This window comes from Pseudomonas folii (genome assembly GCF_014357575.1).
GTDB lineage: Bacteria > Pseudomonadota > Gammaproteobacteria > Pseudomonadales > Pseudomonadaceae > Aquipseudomonas > Aquipseudomonas folii.
Genome location: NZ_JACONW010000011.1, coordinates 1 through 22,843 on the forward strand (window position 1 = coordinate 1; position 22,843 = coordinate 22,843).

General features: G+C 55.1%; 20 protein-coding genes. 10 read left to right on the forward strand and 10 right to left on the reverse strand.

The genetic code is table 11. The features are described from left to right. Nucleotide 1: 1 nt before the first annotated feature. Nucleotides 2-889, reverse strand: a complete 888-nt coding sequence (locus tag H8S59_RS04255; RefSeq protein ID WP_087269473.1) for a lysophospholipid acyltransferase — start codon at nucleotides 887-889, stop codon at nucleotides 2-4. A 38-nt stretch (nucleotides 890-927) separates the two neighbouring features. Next, complete coding sequence (locus H8S59_RS04260) at nucleotides 928-1,479, reverse strand: DNA-3-methyladenine glycosylase I (RefSeq protein WP_187520609.1); 552 nt, start codon at nucleotides 1,477-1,479, stop codon at nucleotides 928-930. 80 nt (nucleotides 1,480-1,559) lie between these two features. Between H8S59_RS04260 and glyQ the strand changes: the two genes are divergently transcribed. The 4 genes from glyQ to H8S59_RS04280 are packed head-to-tail and all read left to right on the forward strand — an operon-like array spanning nucleotide 1,560 to nucleotide 5,947. Further along, on the forward strand, nucleotides 1,560-2,513 hold the full coding sequence (gene glyQ / locus H8S59_RS04265) for a glycine--tRNA ligase subunit alpha (RefSeq protein WP_020292021.1): 954 nt from the start codon (nucleotides 1,560-1,562) through the stop codon (nucleotides 2,511-2,513). Further along, nucleotides 2,510-4,564: a glycine--tRNA ligase subunit beta gene (gene glyS / locus H8S59_RS04270; protein ID WP_187520610.1), complete on the forward strand. Its 2,055-nt coding sequence runs from the start codon at nucleotides 2,510-2,512 to the stop codon at nucleotides 4,562-4,564. Before glyQ ends, glyS begins: the two co-directional genes overlap by 4 nt. Nucleotides 4,565-4,578: 14 nt before the next feature. Next, complete coding sequence (gene gmhB / locus H8S59_RS04275; protein ID WP_187520611.1) at nucleotides 4,579-5,130, forward strand: D-glycero-beta-D-manno-heptose 1,7-bisphosphate 7-phosphatase; 552 nt, start codon at nucleotides 4,579-4,581, stop codon at nucleotides 5,128-5,130. Between the two features lie 46 nt (nucleotides 5,131-5,176). Beyond that, nucleotides 5,177-5,947, forward strand: a complete 771-nt coding sequence (locus tag H8S59_RS04280; RefSeq protein WP_095093135.1) for a lysophospholipid acyltransferase family protein — start codon at nucleotides 5,177-5,179, stop codon at nucleotides 5,945-5,947. Nucleotides 5,948-6,148: 201 nt separating this feature from the next. On the opposite strand, the gene H8S59_RS04285 is transcribed toward H8S59_RS04280, so the two are convergent. Further along, nucleotides 6,149-6,982, reverse strand: a complete 834-nt coding sequence (locus tag H8S59_RS04285; protein WP_187520612.1) for a helix-turn-helix domain-containing protein — start codon at nucleotides 6,980-6,982, stop codon at nucleotides 6,149-6,151. A 118-nt stretch (nucleotides 6,983-7,100) separates the two neighbouring features. Here H8S59_RS04285 and H8S59_RS04290 point away from each other — a divergent pair, with 118 nt between their 5' ends. After that, nucleotides 7,101-7,451, forward strand: coding sequence for a DUF2834 domain-containing protein (locus tag H8S59_RS04290; RefSeq protein WP_095093133.1), 351 nt, complete (start codon nucleotides 7,101-7,103; stop codon nucleotides 7,449-7,451). A gap of 265 nt (nucleotides 7,452-7,716) precedes the next feature. On the opposite strand, the gene gyrB is transcribed toward H8S59_RS04290, so the two are convergent. The 4 genes from gyrB to dnaA are packed head-to-tail and all read right to left on the reverse strand — an operon-like array spanning nucleotide 7,717 to nucleotide 13,919. Further along, on the reverse strand, nucleotides 7,717-10,134 hold the full coding sequence (gene gyrB / locus H8S59_RS04295) for a DNA topoisomerase (ATP-hydrolyzing) subunit B (RefSeq protein ID WP_027901575.1): 2,418 nt from the start codon (nucleotides 10,132-10,134) through the stop codon (nucleotides 7,717-7,719). A gap of 4 nt (nucleotides 10,135-10,138) precedes the next feature. Next, nucleotides 10,139-11,242, reverse strand: a complete 1,104-nt coding sequence (recF, locus tag H8S59_RS04300; RefSeq protein WP_095093132.1) for a DNA replication/repair protein RecF — start codon at nucleotides 11,240-11,242, stop codon at nucleotides 10,139-10,141. 20 nt (nucleotides 11,243-11,262) lie between these two features. Beyond that, nucleotides 11,263-12,366: a DNA polymerase III subunit beta gene (dnaN, locus tag H8S59_RS04305; RefSeq protein ID WP_095093131.1), complete on the reverse strand. Its 1,104-nt coding sequence runs from the start codon at nucleotides 12,364-12,366 to the stop codon at nucleotides 11,263-11,265. A 38-nt stretch (nucleotides 12,367-12,404) separates the two neighbouring features. After that, on the reverse strand, nucleotides 12,405-13,919 hold the full coding sequence (gene dnaA, locus H8S59_RS04310) for a chromosomal replication initiator protein DnaA (protein ID WP_095093278.1): 1,515 nt from the start codon (nucleotides 13,917-13,919) through the stop codon (nucleotides 12,405-12,407). A gap of 585 nt (nucleotides 13,920-14,504) precedes the next feature. On the opposite strand from dnaA, the gene rpmH reads away from it, so the two are divergent. The 5 genes from rpmH to mnmE all read left to right on the forward strand — a co-directional run bounded on the left by rpmH (nucleotide 14,505) and on the right by mnmE (nucleotide 18,430). Beyond that, on the forward strand, nucleotides 14,505-14,639 hold the full coding sequence (rpmH, locus tag H8S59_RS04315; protein WP_003213577.1) for a 50S ribosomal protein L34: 135 nt from the start codon (nucleotides 14,505-14,507) through the stop codon (nucleotides 14,637-14,639). A gap of 16 nt (nucleotides 14,640-14,655) precedes the next feature. Then, nucleotides 14,656-15,057, forward strand: a complete 402-nt coding sequence (gene rnpA / locus H8S59_RS04320) for a ribonuclease P protein component (protein WP_095093130.1) — start codon at nucleotides 14,656-14,658, stop codon at nucleotides 15,055-15,057. Further along, on the forward strand, nucleotides 15,050-15,295 hold the full coding sequence (yidD, locus tag H8S59_RS04325) for a membrane protein insertion efficiency factor YidD (protein WP_027901580.1): 246 nt from the start codon (nucleotides 15,050-15,052) through the stop codon (nucleotides 15,293-15,295). Before rnpA ends, yidD begins: the two co-directional genes overlap by 8 nt. Before the next feature lie 2 nt (nucleotides 15,296-15,297). Continuing rightward, the gene (gene yidC, locus H8S59_RS04330) at nucleotides 15,298-16,980 is read left to right on the forward strand and encodes a membrane protein insertase YidC (protein ID WP_187520613.1); all 1,683 of its coding nucleotides are present in this window, start codon (nucleotides 15,298-15,300) and stop codon (nucleotides 16,978-16,980) included. 79 nt (nucleotides 16,981-17,059) lie between these two features. Then, on the forward strand, nucleotides 17,060-18,430 hold the full coding sequence (gene mnmE, locus H8S59_RS04335) for a tRNA uridine-5-carboxymethylaminomethyl(34) synthesis GTPase MnmE (protein ID WP_187520614.1): 1,371 nt from the start codon (nucleotides 17,060-17,062) through the stop codon (nucleotides 18,428-18,430). Between the two features lie 55 nt (nucleotides 18,431-18,485). Here mnmE and H8S59_RS04340 read toward each other — a convergent pair whose 3' ends face one another. From H8S59_RS04340 to H8S59_RS04350, 3 genes are all read right to left on the reverse strand, one after another. After that, nucleotides 18,486-20,927 carry a TonB-dependent siderophore receptor gene (locus H8S59_RS04340; RefSeq protein ID WP_187520615.1) on the reverse strand — a complete coding sequence of 814 codons (2,442 nt, stop codon included), beginning with the start codon at nucleotides 20,925-20,927 and terminating at the stop codon, nucleotides 18,486-18,488. Nucleotides 20,928-21,021: 94 nt separating this feature from the next. Next, the gene (locus H8S59_RS04345; RefSeq protein WP_246475076.1) at nucleotides 21,022-21,960 is read right to left on the reverse strand and encodes a FecR domain-containing protein; all 939 of its coding nucleotides are present in this window, start codon (nucleotides 21,958-21,960) and stop codon (nucleotides 21,022-21,024) included. 5 nt (nucleotides 21,961-21,965) lie between these two features. Further along, nucleotides 21,966-22,475, reverse strand: a complete 510-nt coding sequence (locus tag H8S59_RS04350; RefSeq protein WP_095093125.1) for a sigma-70 family RNA polymerase sigma factor — start codon at nucleotides 22,473-22,475, stop codon at nucleotides 21,966-21,968. Between the last annotated feature and the right edge of the window lie 368 nt (nucleotides 22,476-22,843).

Consider the following 22,843-nt stretch of genomic DNA (forward strand, 5'->3'; position numbering starts at 1 on the left):
ATCAATACCAGCGAGCCTCTCCGGCAGGGCGCTTCTTGAAGCGCTTCATGGTCCACATGTACTGGCTTGGATACGCCCGCACATATTTCTCCACCACCTGACTCATGGCCGCCGCCGACGTTGCAGTGTCGGTGCTGTACATGGCCTCGGGTGCAGCTTCCAGCACTACTTTGTAACCCGAACCGTCCGGCAGGCGCATGGCATGCAGGAACACGCCGACGGCTTTACCACCCGCCAGCATGTTAGGCACAAACTTGCTGGTCAGGGCTGTAGTGGCGAAGAACGGTACGAAAATCCCCGCTGATTCCGCTGGCTCTGGATCGGCCGGAATACCCACCGAGCCGCCTTTGCGCACTTCCTTGATGACGCTGAGAATGCCTTCCTTGGTGGACGCCGCCACACGGTTACCCAGTTGTACCCGCTGTTTGCGCAACAGGTCATCGACCGCCTTGAGTTTGGGCGGACGGTAGAAAATGATCGGCTTGCACTGGCTGCAGTAGAAGTGATTGAGCACTTCCCAGTTGCCCAGGTGACTGGTGATGCCAACGACGCCTTTACCGGACGCCAAGGCATCCTTGAGGACGTCGAGGCCTTCGACTTCACGCACCAGATCGATGGATTTCTGAGCAGGCCAGATCCAGGCACAGGCGCTTTCGGTGAGGGTTTTGCCGATGTCCATCAAGCTGCGGCCGACGAGACGCTCGCGCTCGGCAGGGTCCATTTCCGGAAAGCATTTAGCCAGATTGATGCGCGCAACCTCACGCGAACGGTTCGGCAGTTTCCACATCAACCAGCCGATGCCTGCACCGACCCACTGCACAACGCGCCAGGGCAACAAGGCAAACAGTCGCAATGCGCCCACCATGAGGGCACCTTTAAACTTTTCCACAGATCACTCCCCAAAACTCAAGGCGGCCATTGTAACCGTCAGCGGACCAAAACCGCGTATCGATCACAATCCACGGTATGGTCCATGACCATGCCGCTCGACTGCATGTAGGCATAACAGATGGTCGGCCCCACAAAGGTAAACCCTGCTTTCTTCAACGCCTTGCTCATGGCCTCGGCTTCTGGCGTGATGGCCGGGACTTCGCTGCGGTCCTTGCGATGGTTGATCTTCCGTTCACCGCCAACAAACGACCAGAGGAATTCAACCGGATCGTCCAGCTTCAACCACGCCTGCGCATTACGCCGGGCGGCGTTGAGCTTGAGACGGTTACGGATGATGCCCGGCTCCTGCATCAGGACGTCGATTTCAGCATCGGTCATGGCGGCAATCCGGTGCACATCAAACCCGAACATCACCTCGCGATAACGCGCGCGCTTTTTCAGAACGGTGATCCATGAAAGACCGGCCTGGAACCCTTCGAGCAAAAGCAACTCGAAGAGCTTCTGCGCGTCGCGCAACGGCACGCCCCACTCCTGATCGTGATAATCGATGTAAATCGGCTCTTCGTTGCACCAATAGCAGCGTGGCATAGGGCTTCCAAGGGTGGAGGTGCTGCTGAATCGGGTATACTCCCGCTCTTTAAATCGCAGCCCCAGTACAGGTGAATTTCGTGAGCCAGCCTACGCCAGCCGTGCGTACCTTCCAAGACTTGATCCTCGCCCTCCAGCAATACTGGGCCGAGCAAGGTTGTGTGGTACTTCAGCCCTACGATATGGAAGTAGGCGCCGGCACTTTCCACACTGCCACGTTTCTGCGCGCCGTAGGCCCGGAAACCTGGAACGCAGCCTACGTACAACCAAGCCGCCGTCCGACTGACGGCCGTTACGGTGAAAACCCGAACCGCCTGCAGCACTACTATCAGTTTCAAGTAGTTCTCAAGCCAAACCCTGATAACTTCCAGGAGTTGTATCTGGGCTCGTTGAAGCATGTCGGTCTGGACCCGCTGGTCCACGACGTGCGCTTCGTTGAAGACAACTGGGAATCGCCGACTCTGGGCGCCTGGGGTCTGGGCTGGGAAATCTGGCTCAACGGCATGGAAGTGTCGCAGTTCACTTATTTCCAGCAAGCGGGCGGCATCGAATGCTACCCCGTGACCGGTGAGATCACCTACGGCCTGGAACGTCTGGCGATGTACCTGCAGAACGTTGACTCGGTTTATGACCTGGTCTGGGCTGACGGTCCGTTCGGCCGCGTGACTTACGGCGATGTGTTCCACCAGAACGAAGTGGAGCAATCGACTTACAACTTCGAGCACGCCAACGTCGACAAACTGTTCGAACTGTTCGATTTCTACGAAAGCGAAGCCAAGCGCCTGATCGAACTGGATCAGCCGCTGCCGCTGCCGAGCTACGAAATGGTTCTGAAGGCTTCCCATACCTTCAACCTGCTGGACGCCCGTCGCGCCATCTCGGTAACTGCTCGTCAGCAGTACATCCTGCGTGTTCGTACCCTGGCTCGTTCTGTCGCTCAAGCCTATCTGATGGCTCGCGCCAAGCTGGGCTTCCCGATGGCTCCACCTGATTTACGTGACGAAGTGCTGGCCAAGCTGGAGGCGCAACAATGAGTGCTCAAGATTTCCTGGTTGAACTGGGTACCGAAGAGCTGCCACCGAAAGTGCTCAACACGTTGGCCGATGCGTTTCTGGCCGGTATCGAAAAAGGCCTGCAGTCTGCGGGGCTGACTTACAGCGCCAAGCAGGTTTATGGCGCACCGCGTCGTCTGGCCGTGTTGATTACCGACCTGTCCACGCAACAGCCGGATCGCAGCATCAACCTTGACGGCCCGCCACGTCAGGCGGCTTTCGACGCGGAAGGCAACCCGACTCAGGCGGCACTGGGCTTTGCCAAGAAGTGCGGCGTTGATCTGAGCGAAATCGATCAGAGTGGTCCCAAGCTGCGTTACAGCCAGAACATCGCTGGCAAGCCAACCGCGAGCCTGCTGCCGACTATCGTTGAAGACTCCCTGAATGACCTGCCGATTCCCAAGCGCATGCGCTGGGGTGCCCGCAAGGAAGAGTTCGTGCGTCCGACCCAATGGCTGGTCATGCTGTTTGGCGATCAGGTCATCGATTGCACAATCCTGGCCCAGACTGCTGGCCGTGAATCCCGCGGCCATCGCTTCCACCACCCGGAAAGCGTTCGCATCACCTCGCCAGCCAGCTATCTGAGCGATCTGCGCAACGCGTATGTATTGGCTGACTTCAACGAACGTCGTCAACTGATCACCAAGCGTGTCGACGAACTGGCGACCCAACACGAAGGCACTGCCATCGTGCCGCCAGGCTTGCTTGACGAAGTGACTTCGCTGGTCGAGTGGCCGGTTCCGCTGGTGTGCTCGTTTGAAGAGCGCTTCCTGGAAGTGCCGCAAGAAGCCCTGATCACCACCATGCAGGACAACCAGAAGTACTTCTGCCTGCTGGATGCCGACGGCAAGTTGCTGCCACGCTTCATCACCGTTGCGAATATCGAAAGCAAAGACCCACAGCAGATCGTCCTGGGTAACGAGAAAGTCGTTCGTCCACGTCTGACTGACGCTGAGTTCTTCTTCAAGCAGGACAAGAAGCAGAAGCTGGAAACCTTCAACGAGCGTCTGCAGAACGTCGTGTTCCAGGCTCAGTTGGGCAGCGTTTTCGACAAGGCTGAACGCGTTTCGAAACTGGCCGCATTCATCGCGCCACGTATCGGTGGCGATGCTCAACGCGCTGCGCGCGCCGGTCTGCTGTCCAAGTGCGACCTGGCCACCGAGATGGTGGGCGAATTTCCTGAAATGCAGGGTATCGCCGGTTACTACTACGCCAAGGCTGACGGCGAAACGGACGATGTAGCGCTGGCACTGAACGAGCAATACATGCCCCGCGGTGCAGGTGCTGACCTGCCGACGACCTTGACCGGTTCGGCAGTGGCCATCGCTGACAAGCTGGACACCCTGGTCGGTATCTTCGGTATCGGCATGCTGCCTACCGGCAGTAAAGACCCGTACGCATTGCGTCGTGCGGCGCTGGGTATCCTGCGCATTCTGATCGAGAAGCAACTGGACCTGGATCTGATCGAGACTGTGAAGTTTGCAGTGGGTCAGTTCGGTGCCAAGGTCAAAGCTGCCGGTCTGTCGGAACAGGTACTGGAATTCATCTTCGACCGCCTGCGTGCGCGCTACGAAGACGAAGGCGTTGAAGTGGCGGTTTACCTGTCGGTTCGAGCCCTGCAACCAGGTTCGGCGCTGGACTTCGATCAGCGTGTTCAAGCCGTTCAGGCGTTCCGCAAACTGCCGGAAGCTGCAGCACTGGCCGCGGTGAACAAGCGCGTGTCGAATCTGTTGAGCAAGGCTGAGGGCAACATTGCCCAGACCGTCGAGCCCAAGTATTTCGATAACGCTAACGAGTTCTCGCTGTACTCGGCTATCAAGCAAGCGGATCAAGATGTGCAGCCGATGGCAGAAGCGCGTCAGTACAGCGAGACCCTCGCACGTCTGGCAGCCCTTCGTGAACCGGTTGATGCGTTCTTCGAAGCCGTGATGGTCAACGCCGAGGACGCCAACGTGCGCGCCAACCGCTATGCGCTGCTGGCACGTCTGCGTGGCCTGTTCCTGGGTGTCGCTGACATCTCGCTGCTAGGCTGAAGAAGGGGCGCATTGTGAAGTTGCTGATCCTCGATCGGGATGGAGTCATCAATCACGACTCCGACGCTTACATAAAGTCGGTGGCGGAGTGGATTCCGATTACCGGCTCGATCGAGGCGATTGCGCAGCTGAGCAAGGCCGGCTGGACGGTTGCAGTCGCGACCAACCAGTCCGGCATCGCCCGAGGTTATTACGACCTCGCGACCCTGGACGCCATGCACGCGCGTTTACGTGAACTAGTGGCGGGGCAGGGTGGCGAAGTCGGTTTGATCGTCTATTGCCCACACGGGCCCGATGAAGGTTGCGATTGCCGCAAGCCGAAGCCGGGCATGCTGCAGACCATCGCCCGACACTACCAGGTGGAGCTGGCGGGAACGTGGTTTGTGGGCGACAGCAGCAGCGACCTTAAGGCCGCAATGGCCGTCGACTCACAACCGGTTTTGGTTAAAACCGGCAAAGGAGAGAAAACACTGGCAGGGTCGCTCCCCGTCAGTACGTTGGTTTTTGACGATCTCGCGGCCGTTGCCGCAGAACTTATCCACAATAGCGCTCCGCAAAACAACTAGCGGTACGCTTGATGAACGGGCACTTGCCCGCACGGTAAAAGCAACTATGTCGATCATCCAGGCAATCAGGACCGTTCTTTTCTACCTGTTGCTAGGCACCAGCTCTCTGCTGTGGTGCACGTTAAGCTTCTTCATCGCCCCGTTCCTGCCTTTCAAGGCTCGCTATCGCTTCATCAATGTCTACTGGTGCCGCTGTGCAATCTGGTTGACCCGAGTATTTCTGAATATCCGGGTTGAAGTGACCGGTGCGGAAAATGTCCCCAAGACGCCCTGCGTGATCATTTCCAACCACCAGAGCACCTGGGAAACCTTCTTCCTGTCACAGTACTTCTCACCACTGAGCCAAGTGCTCAAGCGTGAACTTCTGTATGTACCGTTCTTTGGCTGGGCGATGGCCATGCTGCGTCCTATCGCAATTGATCGTGAGAACCCCAAAGCAGCACTCAAGCAAATTGCGAAGAAGGGCGATGAGCTGCTCAAGGACGGTGTCTGGGTACTGATCTTCCCGGAAGGCACCCGGGTCCCGTTTGGCCAGGTTGGTAAGTTCTCTCGCGGGGGCACTGCCTTGGCGGTGAATGCAAACCTGCCCGTCCTGCCGATTGCGCACAACGCTGGCAAGTACTGGCCGAAGGAAGGCTGGGCGAAAAAGCCAGGGACTATTCAGGTCGTGATCGGCGAACCGATGTACGCAGAGGGCGAAGGCCCACGCGCCATTGCAGCCCTGAACGATCGGGTTCAAACCTGGAACGAAGACACTCAGAAAGCTTTGGGCTCAATCACCGTACCGGTGTCGAACAAGGAAGAAGCGGTTATCTGAGTTTTGTGGATAACCTGTGCACTGTTTTTGTTTTTTTCGTAAAAATCGGCGGCAAAGCCTTGGATTTACTGCTTATTTCCGATGCTCATTAAAGAGCCAAAAACGTGCATAAGTTTTTATGAGCGTCTAGAACCGACCTTTCGGGGTCGGTTTTTTATGTCTGGAATTTATGCGAATCCTTTATGCACATGAATAACACTATTACTGTTTAGTGCCACCCTCAGGTAACCCGGCTTTCACCTTTTCGTAGGCTTGGGTCATGACGTTCCAGGTTCTCGTATCAGCAGGGATCAGGTGCTCTATACGCAACGACTCCATGGTGACGTCTAGCGGCATACCGAATGTTGTAAACGTGGACATGAATTTCAATTCACCCTGCTTTGCGTTGATTCGGGTGAATAACAGCGGGGGTGGTTCATTGGTCAGCGCTAAAGATCCGCTTGGCACAGGCAGACCTTTCAAGAGAGCTGCCAATTTGTGATTACTCAAGCTCTCTCTTGCGGCTCTTTGCCAGGCCACTAACCTGACCTCGTCAACATTGATTAAATGGTCGCCTAACCCGCCGGGCTGCAATAGCGTTTCGAGCAGATTGAGTCCGTTGGCTGCAGCGGCATCAAGGCCTACCAGATCAAACAAAACTCCGACGCTTACATTCGCAGCCACCACATCCCACTCACTGCCCATGACAATGGCAGGGGCAGGGTTGTTGGCGTGAAGTAGATGAGTAATAGCTTCGCGAACCGCTTTCATACCCGGAGAGGTAAGGGGAGTTGCTTCGTAACGGGGCGCATAACCGGCCGCGAGAAACACTCTATTGCAATGCTCCAAGGGTGCCTCGAGCGCCGTCAGCAGGTTATGCAAAGTAGAAGGACCGGGTCTGGCACGTCCTGTCTCAATGCAACTCAGGTGGCGCTGAGACACGCCAGAAATCAAAGCCAGATCAAGTTGGCTCAATCGGGCCTGACGGCGCAATTGCCGTAACTGCTCACCGGCATCAACTGAGGGAACGGATCGAAGAAAAGGTAAGGGCTTCATTCATCGACTCTAACGGCGGGAGTTGAGGGAGTCCATGACCTGTGAGGTCATTGATCCTGTGGCGAAAATATCACTAACTTAGCTGGAAAGCTTATCGCTGATTGCTCAAGGAAGACTGATGAACAGACCCTACCTCGCATTGGCCACTTTGGTGGTTTTCTCGTTGTATACGGCGGGCACCATGTGGCTGTCTGAGCAATCACTAATCGCTTTCGGCATCGAGCTCATTTCCCGTCCAGACACTGCACAGGTGGTCGTTGACCTCTACTTGCTCGGTTTCCTTGCTTGCGTCTGGATGTATCGGGATGCACACGCTAGAGGTCATTCAACCGTATCGCTCCTTCCTTATTTTTTGATAACGGCCTTGTTCCTGTCGATCGGCCCACTGCTTTACATTGTGATCAATGGCTTCAGCAGAGCGTCGGCAGATATGGTTGATCATGGGGGAGGATCGGAAAAGGTGAGCTGAGGGGAAGGTCGATCTGTTGACGACACGAACTCATCGGTTTGCATAGCCAACGCTTCGCGAACAAGTTCCTACAGATGGAGCATCCGAGCCCTTGGAAAGTGCCATTGGACCAACCTGAGCTTCGACTCGATTCTGTTCCACGTGGAACACATATCATCTGTGGGACGTTCGCGGTGGGCTCTCGAAATCAGCGTTGTGGAATGTTGGTTAAAAAAAACCCCGGCTCAATGACCGGGGTTTTTGTTGGCTAACCGAGACAGACCTTTTAGAAGTCCAGGTTAGAAACCGCCAGAGCGTTACTCTCGATGAAGTCGCGGCGAGGTTCTACCGCGTCACCCATCAAGGTATTGAAGATCTGGTCTGCACCAATAGCGTCTTCAATGGTGACCTTGAGCATCCGGCGAACCGATGGGTCCATCGTAGTTTCCCACAACTGATCAGGGTTCATTTCACCCAGACCTTTGTATCGCTGGATGGTGTGACGCTTGGTGCTTTCTGCCATCAGCCAGGCCAAGGCTTCCTTGAACTCGGTGACTTGCTTCTTACGCTCACCACGTTGAACGTAAGCACCTTCTTCAAGCAGAGTACTGATCTGCAGGCCGAGAGCGGTTACGGTCTTGTAGTCGTTACTGCCGAAGAAGTCACGGTTGAAGGTCACGTAGTTGGACAGGCCGTGGGAGATCAGTTCGACCTCTGGCAACCAGACATTACGTTCGCGATCTTCACGCAGGCTGGCTTTGTAGACCAGACCCGACTTCTCACCTACACGCAGACGAGCGTCGAACAGCGCCAGCCAGGCTTGCATGCCTTCGTGGTCAGACAGCTGCTCCAGAGTGACAGGTGGCAGATAAACGAAGTGCTCGGTCAGCTCCTGCGGATACAAGCGCGACAGACGCTTGAGGGTCTTCATGACCATGCGGAAATCGTTGACCAGACGCTCAAGCGATTCACCGGAAATACCAGGTGCAGACTCATTCAGGTGCAGGCTCGCGTCTTCAAGAGCCGACTGGGTCATGTACTCTTCCATGGCCTCGTCGTCTTTGATGTACTGCTCTTGCTTGCCTTTCTTGACCTTATACAACGGCGGTTGAGCGATGTAGATATAGCCGCGCTCGATCAGTTCTGGCAGCTGACGGAAGAAGAAGGTCAGCAGCAGGGTACGGATGTGAGAACCGTCGACGTCAGCATCGGTCATGATGATGATATTGTGATAACGCAGCTTGTCGATGTTGTACTCATCGCGGCCGATGCCACAGCCAAGGGCGGTGATCAAAGTGCCGACTTCTTGCGACGAGATCATCTTGTCGAAACGCGCTTTCTCGACGTTAAGGATCTTACCCTTGAGAGGCAGGATCGCTTGGGTTTTACGGTTACGCCCCTGCTTGGCTGAACCGCCAGCAGAGTCACCTTCCACGAGATACAGTTCGGAAAGGGCAGGGTCTTTTTCCTGGCAGTCAGCAAGCTTGCCCGGCAGACCGGCGATGTCCAGTGCACCTTTACGACGGGTCATCTCGCGAGCCTTACGAGCCGCTTCACGCGCGCGCGCGGCATCGATCATCTTGCCGACAACTGCCTTGGCTTCGTTCGGGTTTTCCAGCAGGAAGTCAGAGAAATATTTACCCATCTCCTGCTCTACTGCGGTTTTAACCTCGGAAGAAACCAGCTTGTCTTTGGTCTGCGAGCTGAATTTCGGGTCCGGTACTTTTACCGAAATAATCGCGGTCAGACCTTCACGAGCATCGTCGCCGGTGGTCGCGACCTTGTGCTTCTTGGCCAGACCTTCCTGCTCGATATAAGCGTTAAGGTTACGCGTCAACGCAGAGCGGAAGCCCACCAGGTGAGTACCGCCGTCACGCTGTGGAATGTTGTTGGTGAAGCACAACAGGTTCTCGTTGAAGCTGTCGTTCCACTGCAAAGCGATCTCGACGCCAATGCCATCGTCACGCTGAATGTTGAAGTGGAAAACCTGATTGACCGCAGTCTTGTTGGTATTCAGGTATTCAACGAAAGCGCGCAAACCACCTTCGTACTTGAACAGCTCTTCTTTGCCGCTGCGCTCGTCACGAAGAACGATACCTACGCCAGAGTTAAGGAAGGAGAGTTCACGAATCCGCTTGGCCAGAATGTCCCAGCTGAAGTGGATGTTCTTGAAGGTCTCGGCGGAAGGTTTGAAGTGGATCTCGGTGCCGGTGGTATCGCTGTCACCCACAATACGCATGGGTTCCTGTGGAACACCATGAACGTAAGTCTGTTCCCAGATCTTGCCGCTACGACGCACAGTCAGCAGAAGCAATTCGGACAACGCGTTAACTACGGACACACCTACACCGTGCAGACCGCCAGATACTTTGTAGGAGTTGTCGTCGAACTTACCGCCAGCGTGGAGCACAGTCATGATGACCTCTGCTGCCGATACGCCTTCTTCTTTGTGCACGTCTACCGGAATGCCACGGCCGTTATCACGAACGGTAATGGATTCGTCAGGGTGGATGGTGATAGTGATGTCGTCGCAATGGCCAGCCAAAGCTTCGTCGATCGAGTTATCAACAACCTCAAACACCATGTGGTGGAGACCGCTGCCATCGTCAGTGTCACCGATGTACATTCCGGGACGCTTGCGTACGGCATCTAGCCCTTTCAGTACCTTGATACTGGAGGAGTCGTACGTTTGGTTTTCGCTCATGCAATCACTCCCGATGATCGTGGGTCTGGGTGATACGGCCTTGTTCCACGTGGAACAAAGCGACTGGCGTTTCCGTTTGCCAGCCGTCCCTCAATAATTCGTGGTCTACACAGGTAATGAAAACCTGGCAGCGTAAGTCTTCAAGCAAGCGGCAAAGCGCGCGGCGATGCTGGTCGTCCAGTTCCGAGGGCAAATCGTCGACCAGGTAAATACACTGACCGCGACGAGCCTGACTGACGAGATGGCCTTGGGCAATACGTAGCGCGCACACAACGAGTTTCTGCTGACCCCGCGACAAGATATCTGCCGCATTGTGCGCACCTAACCTGAGTCGTAAATCAGCTCGTTGTGGTCCTGCTTGCGTATGGCCCATCTGTTGATCGCGATGGAGGGAAGAGGCGAGCACAGCGCTCAAGTCTTTTTCCTTGTCCCATCCTCGGTAGTAGCTCAGGGTCAAACCCTCGAGTTCAACTAGCTCGCTGAGAGTCTGCTCGAAGACGGGTTTCAACGCTTTGATGTACGACCGCCGATACTCATCTATTTCATCGCTGGCCAGGCACAGTTCACGGTCCCAAGCCGCTTGCGAAGCGCCGTCAAGTGTACCATGCCGAAGCCACGAGTTACGCTGCTTGAGGGCCTTCTGGAGGCGCTGCCAAGTAGCCATGAAACGAGGTTCCACGTGGAACACTCCCCAATCCAGAAACTGCCTGCGGATCTTGGGCGCACCTTCGAGTAAGCGGAAGCTGTCGGGATTGATGAGTTGCAGAGGTAATGTCTCCGCGAGCTGCGCAGCGCTACGAGCATTCTGCCCATCTATGCGGATTTGAAAGTCACCCTGACGATCTCGGGAAACACCGAGATTGCTGTGCCCACCTTCAACCAGATCTACCTGGCCAAAGACCGTACAAGCCGGTTGTTCGTACTGGATCACCGGTAGCAGTCGAGCGCTACGAAACGAGCGGGCGAGGCCGAGCAAATGGATGGCTTCCAGCACGCTGGTTTTGCCACTGCCATTAGCGCCGTGAAGGATGTTGATACGGGGGGAGGGGGAGAAGGTCACCGGGTGCAGATTGCGCACCCCGGTGACCGAGACGCGACTAAGAGACATCTAGCTTCTGCTGAACATGGTTACAGGCGCATCGGCATAACTACATAAGCTGAGTCGTCGTTATCTGATTCCTGTACCAGCGCACTGCTGTTGGAGTCAGACAAAATCAGACGAACTTGCTCGGTAGTCATTACGCCCAGCACGTCGAGCAAGTAGCTGACGTTGAACCCGATCTCCAGCGAAGCGCCGTTATAGTCGACGCTGATTTCTTCTTCCGCTTCTTCCTGCTCAGGGTTGTTCGCCTGGATTTTCAGCTGACCGCTGGCCAACTGAAGACGGATACCACGGTACTTTTCATTGGACAGAATCGCCGTGCGGCTGAACGCTTCACGCAATGCCTGACGATCGCCCAACACAAGCTTGTCACCACCCTTGGGCAGCACGCGCTCGTAGTCCGGGAATTTGCCGTCAACCAGTTTGGAGGTGAACGTGAACTCGCCAGTGGTCGCACGAATGTGATGCTGACCCAGGACGATACTCACGATGCCATCTTGCTCGGTCAGCAGGCGAGCCATTTCCAGGATGCCTTTACGTGGAACAATCACCTGGTGACGATCAGCCTGTTCGATATCAGCAGTCATCGAGCACATGGCCAAACGGTGACCGTCGGTGGCAACAGCGCGAAGAATACCGGCGCTCACTTCCAGCAACATGCCGTTGAGGTAATAACGAACGTCCTGCTGAGCCATTGCAAAGCTTGTGCGCTCGATCAAACGACGCAACTTGCTCTGCACCAGGTTGAAGGTCAGCGAACCAGGACCTTCTTCAACAGTAGGGAAGTCATTGGCAGGCAACGTCGACAGCGTGAAGCGGCTACGACCAGCCTTGACGATCAACTTTGCATCATCGACCTTGATGTCGATCAGCACGTCGTTCGGCAGGCTTTTGCAAATGTCCATCAGCTTGCGGGCAGGGACAGTGATCTCGCCCGGCTCAGCAGGTTCTTCTAGCTGAACACGGCCAACGAGTTCGACTTCAAGATCAGTGCCGGTCAACGAGAGCTGCTGCCCTTCGACGACCAGAAGCACGTTGGAGAGCACCGGCAGGGTCTGGCGGCGTTCAACAACGCCGGCGACCAATTGCAGGGGTTTCAACAGGGCTTCGCGTTGAATGGTGAAATGCATGGTCTAGTCCCTTGCCTTAATAAGCTGCGCTGATGTCATCAAGTGGTCAGTGTACGCAGCAGGTTCTTGTAGTCCTCGCGAATATCCGCGTCGGATTCCTTCAATTCATTAATTTTTCGACACGCGTGCAATACAGTCGTGTGGTCGCGTCCGCCAAACACATCACCGATCTCCGGCAAACTGTGGTTGGTCAGCTCCTTGGACAATGCCATCGCCACCTGACGCGGACGGGCTACAGATCGGGAACGACGCTTGGACAACAGGTCGGAAATCTTGATCTTGTAGTACTCGGCGACAGTGCGCTGGATGTTATCCACACTCACGAGTTTGTCCTGCAGTGCCAACAGGTCCTTCAATGATTCGCGGATCAACTCGATAGTGATCTCACGGCCCATGAAGTGCGAGTGGGCAATTACACGCTTGAGTGCACCTTCAAGCTCACGCACGTTGGAACGAATGCGTTGTGCAATGAAGAAAGCCGCATCGTGAGGCAGATCTACCTTCGCCTGATCCGCTTTTTTCATCAGGATCGCGACGCGGGTTTCAAGCTCAGGAGGCTCGACAGCAACTGTCAGGCCCCAACCAAATCGCGACTTCAGGCGCTCTTCCAGCCCCTCAATCTCTTTCGGATACCGGTCGCTCGTCAGAATGACCTGCTGGCCGCCTTCAAGCAGAGCATTGAACGTGTGGAAAAACTCTTCCTGAGAACGTTCCTTGCGGGCGAAAAACTGAATATCGTCGATCAGCAATGCATCCACAGAACGATAGAAACGCTTGAACTCGTTGATCGCGTTCAACTGCAGCGCTTTGACCATGTCGGCCACGAAACGCTCCGAATGCAGGTAAACAACCTTGGCGTTCGGGTTCTTCTTGAGAAGATGATTACCCACAGCGTGCATCAAGTGAGTTTTACCCAGGCCGACGCCGCCATAAAGAAAGAGCGGGTTATAGCCATGCTTGGGGTTATCAGCCACTTGCCAGGCCGCAGCCCGGGCCAGCTGGTTCGACTTACCTTCGACGAAGTTCTCAAAAGTGAACGTGCGATTCAGATAGCTGGTGTGTTTGAGCGCACCTTCTACCTGGACCGTACGCTGTTCAGCACGAGCAGGGGCCTGTTGGGAACTGGCACCAGCCATTGGGTCGAAGCTGTCACGAGAGGGTTCGTCGTTAACCTGCGATGGCTGTACTGGTGCTGGGGCAGGGACTTGAGCGGGAGCGGGTGCCTGACTAACAGGCTGGCTCGCTGCTATTGCCTGCGAGGCCGCCGCAGCCAATGGCGCGTTCGGGGCCGCGCGAGGCGCAGAACTGCGCTTGCTGCCTATTAATAGAGAAAGCGCAGGTGCCATCCCTTGACCATGCTCCCCCAACAGTTCGAGCAAACGACCGAGGTATTTTTCGTTTACCCAATCGAGAACAAAACGGTTAGGTGCATAGACACGCAACTCGTCGCCTTCGGCTTCAACCTGTAGCGGACGGATCCAGGTGTTGAATTGCTGGGCAGGCAGCTCATCGCGCAAAAGCTCCACGCACTGCTGCCAAAGTTCCAATGACACGGACATCCCCTAGGTTAAAAGCCGGTGAGGCAAAAACAGCCGCCATTGTACCGACCGCGCTTGTACTTATCCACATGTAGGTGGCCTGTCTAACGGGATAAATCCGCAATTTATCTCGAATAAAACCGACCGACGGCTTGTGCATAAGCTCTGTGGATAACCCATCTTCAGCCCATTGCATAACTCGGGGTTGAAATCTGTGGATAAGCGACCTGTGGATAAAACGCCATTCCACACACAGGTTTTCCGACAGCGCAGCACAGGCAGAGCACCGTTTCTCGACAGTGTTGTCATCCTCTGTACAGCTTGTTTTAAAAGGGCTAAAGCAGGTTATCCACAGAGGATCGCCTGCATTGCTTTAATAAGCTCTATAAAGAAGCTTTAAATACTTTTCTTCTTTATTTCTATATCTAGGCAAGAAGCCAAACCACAGCCCCCGGGAAAAAATGATCCAGAAGCGGCCAGATAACTAAATGAAGGAAACGCTGGTTGGAAATTGACCTAGAGGCTTGCTTTCTCTAGAATCCCCGGTCTCTTAAAACGGGGGCCATTCCGGCCCGTTGTGGACGAACCAGGTAACACGCCATGAAACGTACTTTCCAACCAAGCACTATCAAACGCGCCCGCACTCACGGCTTCCGTGCTCGCATGGCCACCAAGAACGGCCGCGCCGTACTGTCGCGTCGTCGCGCCAAAGGTCGCGCGCGTCTGGCAGTTTGATAATCCGGCACTGGAGGTGAGTCAGGACTTCAGTCGGGAAAAGCGTTTGCTTACCCCCCGGCATTTCAAGGCAGTCTTTGACTCCCCTACCGGCAAGGTTCCGGGGAAAAATCTCCTGCTCCTTGCGCGCAATAACGACCTTGATCATCCCCGTCTGGGGCTGGTTATCGGTAAAAAGAGCGTCAAACTCTCCGTTGAGCGCAACCGCTTGAAACGCCTGATGCGCGAATCATTTCGCCACCACCAAGACAACTTGGTCGGGTGGGATATTGTGATTGTCGCGCGTAAAGGCTTGGGTGACGTAGAAAGCCCCGAATTGATTCAGCATTTCGGCAAGCTATGGAAGCGCCTGGCACGCAGTCGGCCGGTTCCAGAAGCAAAAACCGAAACTGTAGGGGTAGATAGTACCGATGCGTAAACTGGCGCTCGTTCCGATCCAGTTCTATCGCTATGCCATTAGCCCGCTGATGGCCAGTCACTGTCGTTTCTACCCCAGTTGCTCCTGCTACGCGTATGAAGCCATTGAAAATCATGGCCTTCTGCGCGGTGGCTGGCTGACCTTTCGTCGCTTAGGTCGCTGTCATCCGTGGAATCCCGGTGGTTATGACCCGGTTCCGCCTGTCCCTACCTCCCGTTCTTCTTCGATGGCCGAGTAATCATGGATATTAAACGCACGATCCTGATCGTCGCCCTGGCAATCGTGACCTATGTCGGGGTTCTGAAATGGAACCAAGACTACGGCCAGGCCGCCTTGCCGACTCAGAATGTTGCCGCCAGCACCCCTGCACCGGGCATTCCGGACACGGCTACTGGTGCAAAAACTTCTGCGAGTGCCGATGTTCCTAGCGCAAATGGCGAAGTAGCTGCACCGCTGGAAACTCCAGCAGCTGCCAGCAAAGACCTTATTCAGGTCAAAACCGACGTGCTCAGCCTGGAAATCGATCCAGTCGGCGGCGACGTCGTTCAGTTGAGGCTGCCTCTGTATCCACGTCGTCAGGACCATCCTGACGTGCCATTTCAGTTGTTCGATAACGGTGGCGAACGTACCTTCCTGGCGCAAAGCGGTCTGACTGGCAACAACGGTCCCGATGCCCGCCCGGCCGGTCGTCCGGTTTACTCGTCTGCACAGAAGAGCTATCAACTCGCTGATGGTCAGGAAAATCTGGTTGTCGACCTGAAGTTCACCGACAACGGTGTCAACTACATCAAGCGCTTTACCTTCAAGCGCGGTTTGTACGATCTGGTTGTGAGTTATGAAATCGACAACCAGAGCGCTCAGCCTTGGTCGGGCAACCTGTTTGCCCAACTGAAACGTGATGGCAGCGATGATCCTTCCTCCACAACTGCCACCGGTACCGCGACCTATCTGGGTGCCGCGCTGTGGACAGCCGGCGAGCCTTACAAAAAAGTGTCGATGAAAGATATCGACAAGGCTCAGCTCAAGGAAACCGTCCAGGGTGGTTGGGTTGCATGGTTGCAGCACTACTTCGTAACGGCGTGGATCCCGAGCAAGGACACTGCCAACGCAGTTCAGACGCGTAAAGATAACCAAGGCAACTACATCATCGGTTTCACTGGCCCGGCTGTAACTGTTGCACCGGGTAGTAAAGGCGAGCTGAGTGCCACGTTGTATGCGGGTCCGAAAAGTCAGGCAGTGCTGAAAGAGTTATCCCCAGGTCTGGAATTGACTGTCGACTACGGCATCCTGTGGTTTATTGCACAGCCTATCTTCTGGCTGCTGCAACACATCCACGCCATTGTGGGTAACTGGGGCTGGTCGATCATCTTCCTGACCATGCTGATCAAGGGTCTTTTCTTCCCATTGTCGGCAGCCAGCTACAAATCCATGGCTCGCATGCGCGCAGTTGCACCAAAACTTGCGATCCTGAAAGAGCAGCATGGCGACGATCGTCAGAAAATGTCGCAGGCAATGATGGAGTTGTACAAGAAAGAGAAGATCAACCCGCTGGGTGGATGTTTGCCAATTCTTGTACAAATGCCGGTGTTCCTGTCGCTGTATTGGGTTCTGCTTGAAAGCGTCGAGATGCGTCAGGCACCGTGGATTCTGTGGATAACTGACTTGTCGATCAAAGACCCGTTCTTTATTCTGCCGATCATCATGGGCGCCACCATGTTCATCCAGCAGCGTCTGAACCCGACTCCACCGGATCCGATGCAGGCCAAGGTCATGAAAATGATGCCAATCATCTTCACGTTCTTCTTCCTGTGGTTCCCTGCTGGTCTGGTTCTGTACTGGGTTGTGAACAACACCCTGTCGATCGCTCAACAGGCGTACATCACTCGCAAGATCGAAGCGGCGACCAAAAAAGCCGAAGCTTGATCTAACCTGTGAATAAGTTTTACAAGGCGCCCCCTAGTGGGGCGTTTTGCTATCCGCTATTTGTCCTGGAGCCCGCACCATGAATGCCCCACGTGAGACCATTGCAGCCATCGCCACCGCACAAGGCCGAGGCGGGGTAGGGATCGTGCGTATTTCGGGGCCCCTTGCCGCCAAGGCAGCATCAGCCATCACGGGCAGAACTCTCAAACCGCGATTTGCGCATTACGGCCCGTTTGAAGACGGTGCCGGACAGGTTATCGATGAAGGGATTGCGCTCTATTTTCCAGGCCCTAATTCGTTCACCGGCGAAGATGTTCTCGAGCTTCAGGGGCACGGTGGGCCCATTGTTCTGGATATGCTGCTGCAGCGATGTCTTGAATTGGGCAGCCGTCTGGCCAGACCCGGCGAGTTCAGCGAACGCGCTTTCCTCAATGACAAGCTGGATCTGGCCCAAGCCGAAGCCATTGCTGACTTGATTGAAGCCAGTTCTGCACAGGCGGCACGTAATGCATTACGGTCATTGCAAGGCGCTTTTTCGCGCCGTGTGGATAACTTGACCGAGAAGTTGATCAGCCTGCGTATTTATGTCGAAGCTGCAATCGACTTCCCCGAGGAGGAAATTGATTTCCTGGCCGATGGTCACGTGCTTTCGATGCTCGATGCAGTGCGCGATGAGTTATCCACAGTGATGCGTGAGGCCGGGCAGGGTGCGTTGTTAAGGGATGGCATGACCGTTGTCATCGCTGGACGCCCAAATGCAGGCAAGTCGAGTCTGCTGAATGCGCTGGCAGGCAAGGAAGCAGCTATCGTTACTGAAATCGCAGGCACGACCCGGGATATTCTTCGTGAACATATCCACATTGATGGCATGCCTCTGCACGTCGTCGATACTGCAGGGCTGCGCGATACCGAAGATCAGGTCGAGAAAATTGGAGTACAGCGTGCGCTGAAGGCTATCGGCGAGGCTGATCGCGTGCTGCTGGTGGTTGATGCGACTGCACCTGAGGCACTCGACCCTTTTGCGCTATGGCCAGAGTTTCTGGAACAACGACCGGATCCAGCCAAAGTTACCTTGATACGTAACAAAGCGGATCTGAGTGGAGACACCGTCGAGTTGCAGACCAGTGCTGATGGCCACGTCACCATTAGTTTAAGTGCCAAGTCTGCCGGTGAAGGCCTGGATTTGTTGCGCGAGCATCTCAAAGCCTGCATGGGCTATGAGCAAACCTCGGAAAGCAGCTTCAGCGCTCGCCGACGTCATTTGGAAGCGCTGCGCCATGCAGGTGATTCGCTTGAGCATGGTAGGGCTCAGCTGACATTGGCCGGAGCAGGAGAGTTGTTGGCAGAAGATTTACGCCAGGCTCAACAGTCTTTGGCGGAAATTACCGGCGCATTCAGTTCCGATGATCTGCTCGGCAGGATTTTCTCCAGCTTCTGCATCGGAAAATAGATATGGAGCGTTGGCCACTGGGGATAACTCGACAGTGGCCAACTTATCCACAACCCTACCAGTTATAACTGACGGTTCCCAACAGCGTCCGGCTGTCTCCCCAGTAACAGCGTCCCGCGTCGTTGCATCCCGACACGTATTCCTTATCGAAGAGATTCTTGGCGTTTACGTCCACTGACCAATTCTTGTCTATCTGGTAGCCAATATTGGCGTCTACCAACGTCACGTCGCCGGCATCGAGTTTTCCGTACAACGTCGCCGGGGTGTAAGAGAAGGTGCTGTCGAAATAACGGATGCCTGTCCCGACATGTAACCCGCTCAGATAGCCTTCAAGAAAACGGTATTTAGCCCACGCTGATGCCTGATTGCGCGGAACGCCAGTGATCTGGTGCCCTTCAATCAGCGAACCTGCGGCATCTTTGGTCACTCTGGCGTCGGTATAGGAATAGGATGCGGTGATGTTCAGGTTCTGGCTGACATCACTGTTGATCTCAAGCTCAACGCCCTTGGAACGACTTTCCCCAACCTGTCGGTAACTGGCACTGGTCGTATCGAGGTAGGTGTCGTCCTTCTTGCGCAGATCGTAGACGGAAGCGGTAATGGCGGTGTTCCAGCCGCGGGGCTCATATTTCAAACCCACTTCATACTGGCTACTCGTAATAGGATCCAGCGGAGCGCCGCCATTGGATATCTGTTGCACTGGAACAAAGGCAGTCGAGTAGCTGACATACGGCGTCAGGCCGTTGTCGAACTGGTACATGACCCCGCCCTGGTAAGTGAACTTCTTGTCGCTGGCGCTAAGGTCGCCAGCCGGGGCCAGCTTGTTGCGGAAGTCACTGTCGACCCAATCCTGACGGCCGCCCAAAAGGAAAATCCAGTGGTCGTATTTGCTCTGGATCTGCCCGTACAACCCCTGCATCTGTTGTTCAAGAAGCGTGTTCTGCACGGCAATGGATGTCACGGGATCACCCGAATAAACAGGATCATAGATGTTGATGCGGCCCGCAAAGCCGGCATCCCAGTCCTGGCTGAATGAGGTGCGGTCAACACTGGCACCAAACAGGACGGTGTTCTCCAGACCACCGCTGTTGAATTTACCCTCCAGTTGGTTATCCAGTGAGTAAACCATTGATTTGTTATAGCGATCATAGGCTGTGACGTTCAGCTGGGTACCAAATCCGGCGTTGTTGAGGTTACCGGGCCAGGTCTCATGCCGGGTAATGCGCGACTGCATGTATCGCGAGTTCTGCCGGAATTGCCAATCGTCGTTGAAGCTGTGGCTGAACTCATAGCCAGCACTCCACATTTCACGCTCGAAAGTGTTCCAGTCTGGAACGCCGAGCATCGTGTCCTTGTCCAGCTTGCCGTTCGGGTTGCGCAACAAAGTGCCCGCAGCAGGCAGCCCCAGTTCCATATTGGTATGGTCTTTCTGATAACTGCTCAACAGAGTCAGGCTGTTGTAATCATCAAAATTCAACGTCAGAGAGGGTGCGATGTAGAGTCGATCATCGGGTACATGATCTGTCTGTGTGTCAGCGTTACGCCCAAGCATGACCACCCGGCCCAGCACATTACCGCTTTCATTCAAAGGACCGGAGACATCCACACCCAATTGCCGACGGTTGTTGGAGCCGTAACTGAGTTGGACCTCGCCCTGGGAATTGTCGGTTGGGCGCTTGCTTACCAGATTGACCAGGCCGCCTGGGGCATTTTCGCCATAGAGAATCGACGATGGCCCGCGGAATATCTCGACTCGTTCGAGTCCATAAGGCTCAGTGGTGGTGTCGTAACGATTGCCCTGTACACGCAACCCATCGCGCATCAATCCATAGCCGTAGTCGGTGGCATTGAACCCCCGGATGAAGAACAGATCACCCGCCAGGTTATCGCCCGCAGCAAACGGAGGTGCGAAAATACCCGGCACATAACCTAACGCCTCTGTAAGGGTCTGGGTTTTCTGGTCCTTCATGCGTTGCGCGGTGACTACCGAAACCGAGCGCGGTGTTTCGGAAAGTGGTGTGCTGGTTTTGGTCCCCACCCGGCTGGTTTCAGCCTTGTAGCCACGATCCGGTAATTCATAGCTGCCGGACTGAGTGCTGTCTATATTCGTCGGCGATAAAACAATTGATCCATCCTCGGGCACGGTTTGCAGGACATAGCTGCCGGGGGCTTGCGCCACGACCTGCAACCTTGCCCCCTGCAACAGCGCTGCGAAACCTTGCTCTATCGAATAGTTACCGCGCAGGCCCGGACTCGTGCGGCCGGCGGTCTGTTGCGGAGAGAATGACAGGATCACATGGGAAGCCGACGCAAACTGATTCAAGGCGTTGTCCAGCGGGCCCGCGCTGATGTTGTAGCTCTGAACAGCAGCGGCAGCCATGACGCTGCTGGTCATCACCGCGCAACTCATGCCACCGGCTGCCAGCAGCAAGCCATAGCCGATGCATTGTCGAGAAAGGTGCTGCCGCGCATGGAACGGGAGAGGTGGGAAGCGCATTTTTATTGATGACCCCGAGGTGATGAATCGTATTTACCTGTAGGGCCGTGCCAGAACTGAAAAAGGTAACCCTCACTGACGATATTTTTCAGCGTTAGCCAATGCGCTTCACAGACACCCAATACCGAGTGAAGTAATTCACCCGAATGGGCAGCGTCGTCTGCAGATTTGCCAACACCGCCTCTGTTGCGTCCAGACGAAATGCACCGGACACCCGCAGGCTCGCCGCTTGTTCATCGCACTGCATCACACCTGAGCGATATCGGGCCAACTCCTTGATGACATCCCCCAACCGCGCATCCAGAACAACTAACTGGCCATCGACCCACGCCGCCTCGGTCTGTGGATAAATGCGGGTAGGGCTGACCCGTTCAGTGTCGAAATCCAGCCCCTGACCTACTTTTAATAGTATGGATGAAGTTAATGAACGGGCGGGCTGGATGCTGACCTGATCCTCCAGAACCCCGACCCGGGTGCCGTGTTCCAGCTGCCTGACAACGAATCGCGTGCCAAGGGCCTGCACTCTGCCGTCCCGAGTCTCGACATAGAACGGCCGGGTATCCCCTCGCTTGCCGGTGCGAATCAGAATTTCACCATCACGCAAACGAATCAGCCGCTGCTGGCTGTCAAATGAAACGTCTATCGCGGTTTCGGTGTTCAGCTCGACATGAGTACCGTCCGCCAGCTCGACATGTCGACGCTGACCTACCGGCGTGCGGTAGTCAGCCCACATATCCTTTAATGAAGTGTGCTGTTGAATATTCCAGCCGACGTAGCCGGTACCTGCGAAAGCCAGCAGTAATTTGAGCACCTGCCGACGTTGCTGCGGTGCCGATAAAACGCGGCGGGTCAGGTCGGGAGATAAGCCCCCAAGGCTCCGCTGCAGTTGTTCCATCTGTTCCCAGGCAACCTTGTGAGCGGGGTCACTTTCAAGCCAGCGGCGCCAGGCAATCTGGTCGTCCTGCGACATAGGCTCACTCTGAAATTGCACATACCAACTGGCTGTCGCCTCGAACACCTTGCGGTCAGGCATCGCACTCACGACATCTGCGCCATGAGCATCGTGCATTCAGTCAACGCACGGACCATGTGCTTTTTCACAGTCGTCAGAGAAACCTTCAATTGAGTCGCGATCTGTTGATAAGTCAGCCCATCGATCTGCGATAGAACAAATATGTGCTTGGTACGGGCTCCCAGTTCGCTCAACGCTTTATCCACAGCCATCAACGTCTCAATGATCAACGCCTTGTCTTCTTCGCTGATCACTGTCGTTTCAGGTCTGTCGGCCAATGTCTGCAGGTAAGCCAATTCGATCGCTCTGCGCCTGTAGCGATCAATCACCAAGCCGCGAGCCACCGTAGCCAGGTAATCACGTGGCTCACGTATAGGCGCGGCATTGGCTGAGCCAAGAATACGAACGAAGGTGTCCTGGGCTACATCGGCAGCATCGCACGCGTTATTCAGTCTGGCTTTGAGCCAGGCGTTCAGCCACGAATGATGTTGCTCATATATGCACTGCACGGCAACCGTATGGGAGTAGGAGGGCATGGTGATAAGGGTATGTTAATGATAATAGCTATTATTAGCTTTTGTCCGCGGAACTCACAATAGCTGCGTTTTAACCATTTTGGTTATGGCTTGGCCCATGCGTTTGTCACTTGAAACTGTCCTCGGCTCGATTGCAGAACCTTCCTGCCCTTCGATAAATGCCCTCGCACCTCTCTGATCAACGAAATTTATCGTATTAAGCTCTGTGGATAACGCCCGCTAAGGGCAGTTGATAACAGGGGTTGAAATATGAGCATAACCTCCTCTGTGGACAAGTATCGTTTTAATCCACAGGCTCAAGCCGGTTATCCAGAACCCTCCCGAACACATGGCCACAGACTTTTGATTCTCTGTACACATTGATAAAT

Bases quoted from the DNA above. Each gene is read 5' to 3' on its own strand.
- H8S59_RS04260 (WP_187520609.1), bottom strand. From the start codon at position 1,479: ATGCCACGCTGCTATTGGTGCAACGAAGAGCCGATTTACATCGATTAT.
- glyS (WP_187520610.1), top strand. From the start codon at position 2,510: ATGAGTGCTCAAGATTTCCTGGTTGAACTGGGTACCGAAGAGCTGCCA.
- H8S59_RS04280 (WP_095093135.1), top strand. From the start codon at position 5,177: ATGTCGATCATCCAGGCAATCAGGACCGTTCTTTTCTACCTGTTGCTA.
- H8S59_RS04285 (WP_187520612.1), bottom strand. From the start codon at position 6,982: ATGAAGCCCTTACCTTTTCTTCGATCCGTTCCCTCAGTTGATGCCGGT.
- H8S59_RS04290 (WP_095093133.1), top strand. From the start codon at position 7,101: ATGAACAGACCCTACCTCGCATTGGCCACTTTGGTGGTTTTCTCGTTG.
- gyrB (WP_027901575.1), bottom strand. From the start codon at position 10,134: ATGAGCGAAAACCAAACGTACGACTCCTCCAGTATCAAGGTACTGAAA.
- recF (WP_095093132.1), bottom strand. From the start codon at position 11,242: ATGTCTCTTAGTCGCGTCTCGGTCACCGGGGTGCGCAATCTGCACCCG.
- dnaN (WP_095093131.1), bottom strand. From the start codon at position 12,366: ATGCATTTCACCATTCAACGCGAAGCCCTGTTGAAACCCCTGCAATTG.
- rpmH (WP_003213577.1), top strand. From the start codon at position 14,505: ATGAAACGTACTTTCCAACCAAGCACTATCAAACGCGCCCGCACTCAC.
- yidD (WP_027901580.1), top strand. From the start codon at position 15,050: ATGCGTAAACTGGCGCTCGTTCCGATCCAGTTCTATCGCTATGCCATT.
- yidC (WP_187520613.1), top strand. From the start codon at position 15,298: ATGGATATTAAACGCACGATCCTGATCGTCGCCCTGGCAATCGTGACC.
- mnmE (WP_187520614.1), top strand. From the start codon at position 17,060: ATGAATGCCCCACGTGAGACCATTGCAGCCATCGCCACCGCACAAGGC.
- H8S59_RS04340 (WP_187520615.1), bottom strand. From the start codon at position 20,927: ATGCGCTTCCCACCTCTCCCGTTCCATGCGCGGCAGCACCTTTCTCGA.
- H8S59_RS04345 (WP_246475076.1), bottom strand. From the start codon at position 21,960: ATGCCTGACCGCAAGGTGTTCGAGGCGACAGCCAGTTGGTATGTGCAA.
- H8S59_RS04350 (WP_095093125.1), bottom strand. From the start codon at position 22,475: ATGCCCTCCTACTCCCATACGGTTGCCGTGCAGTGCATATATGAGCAA.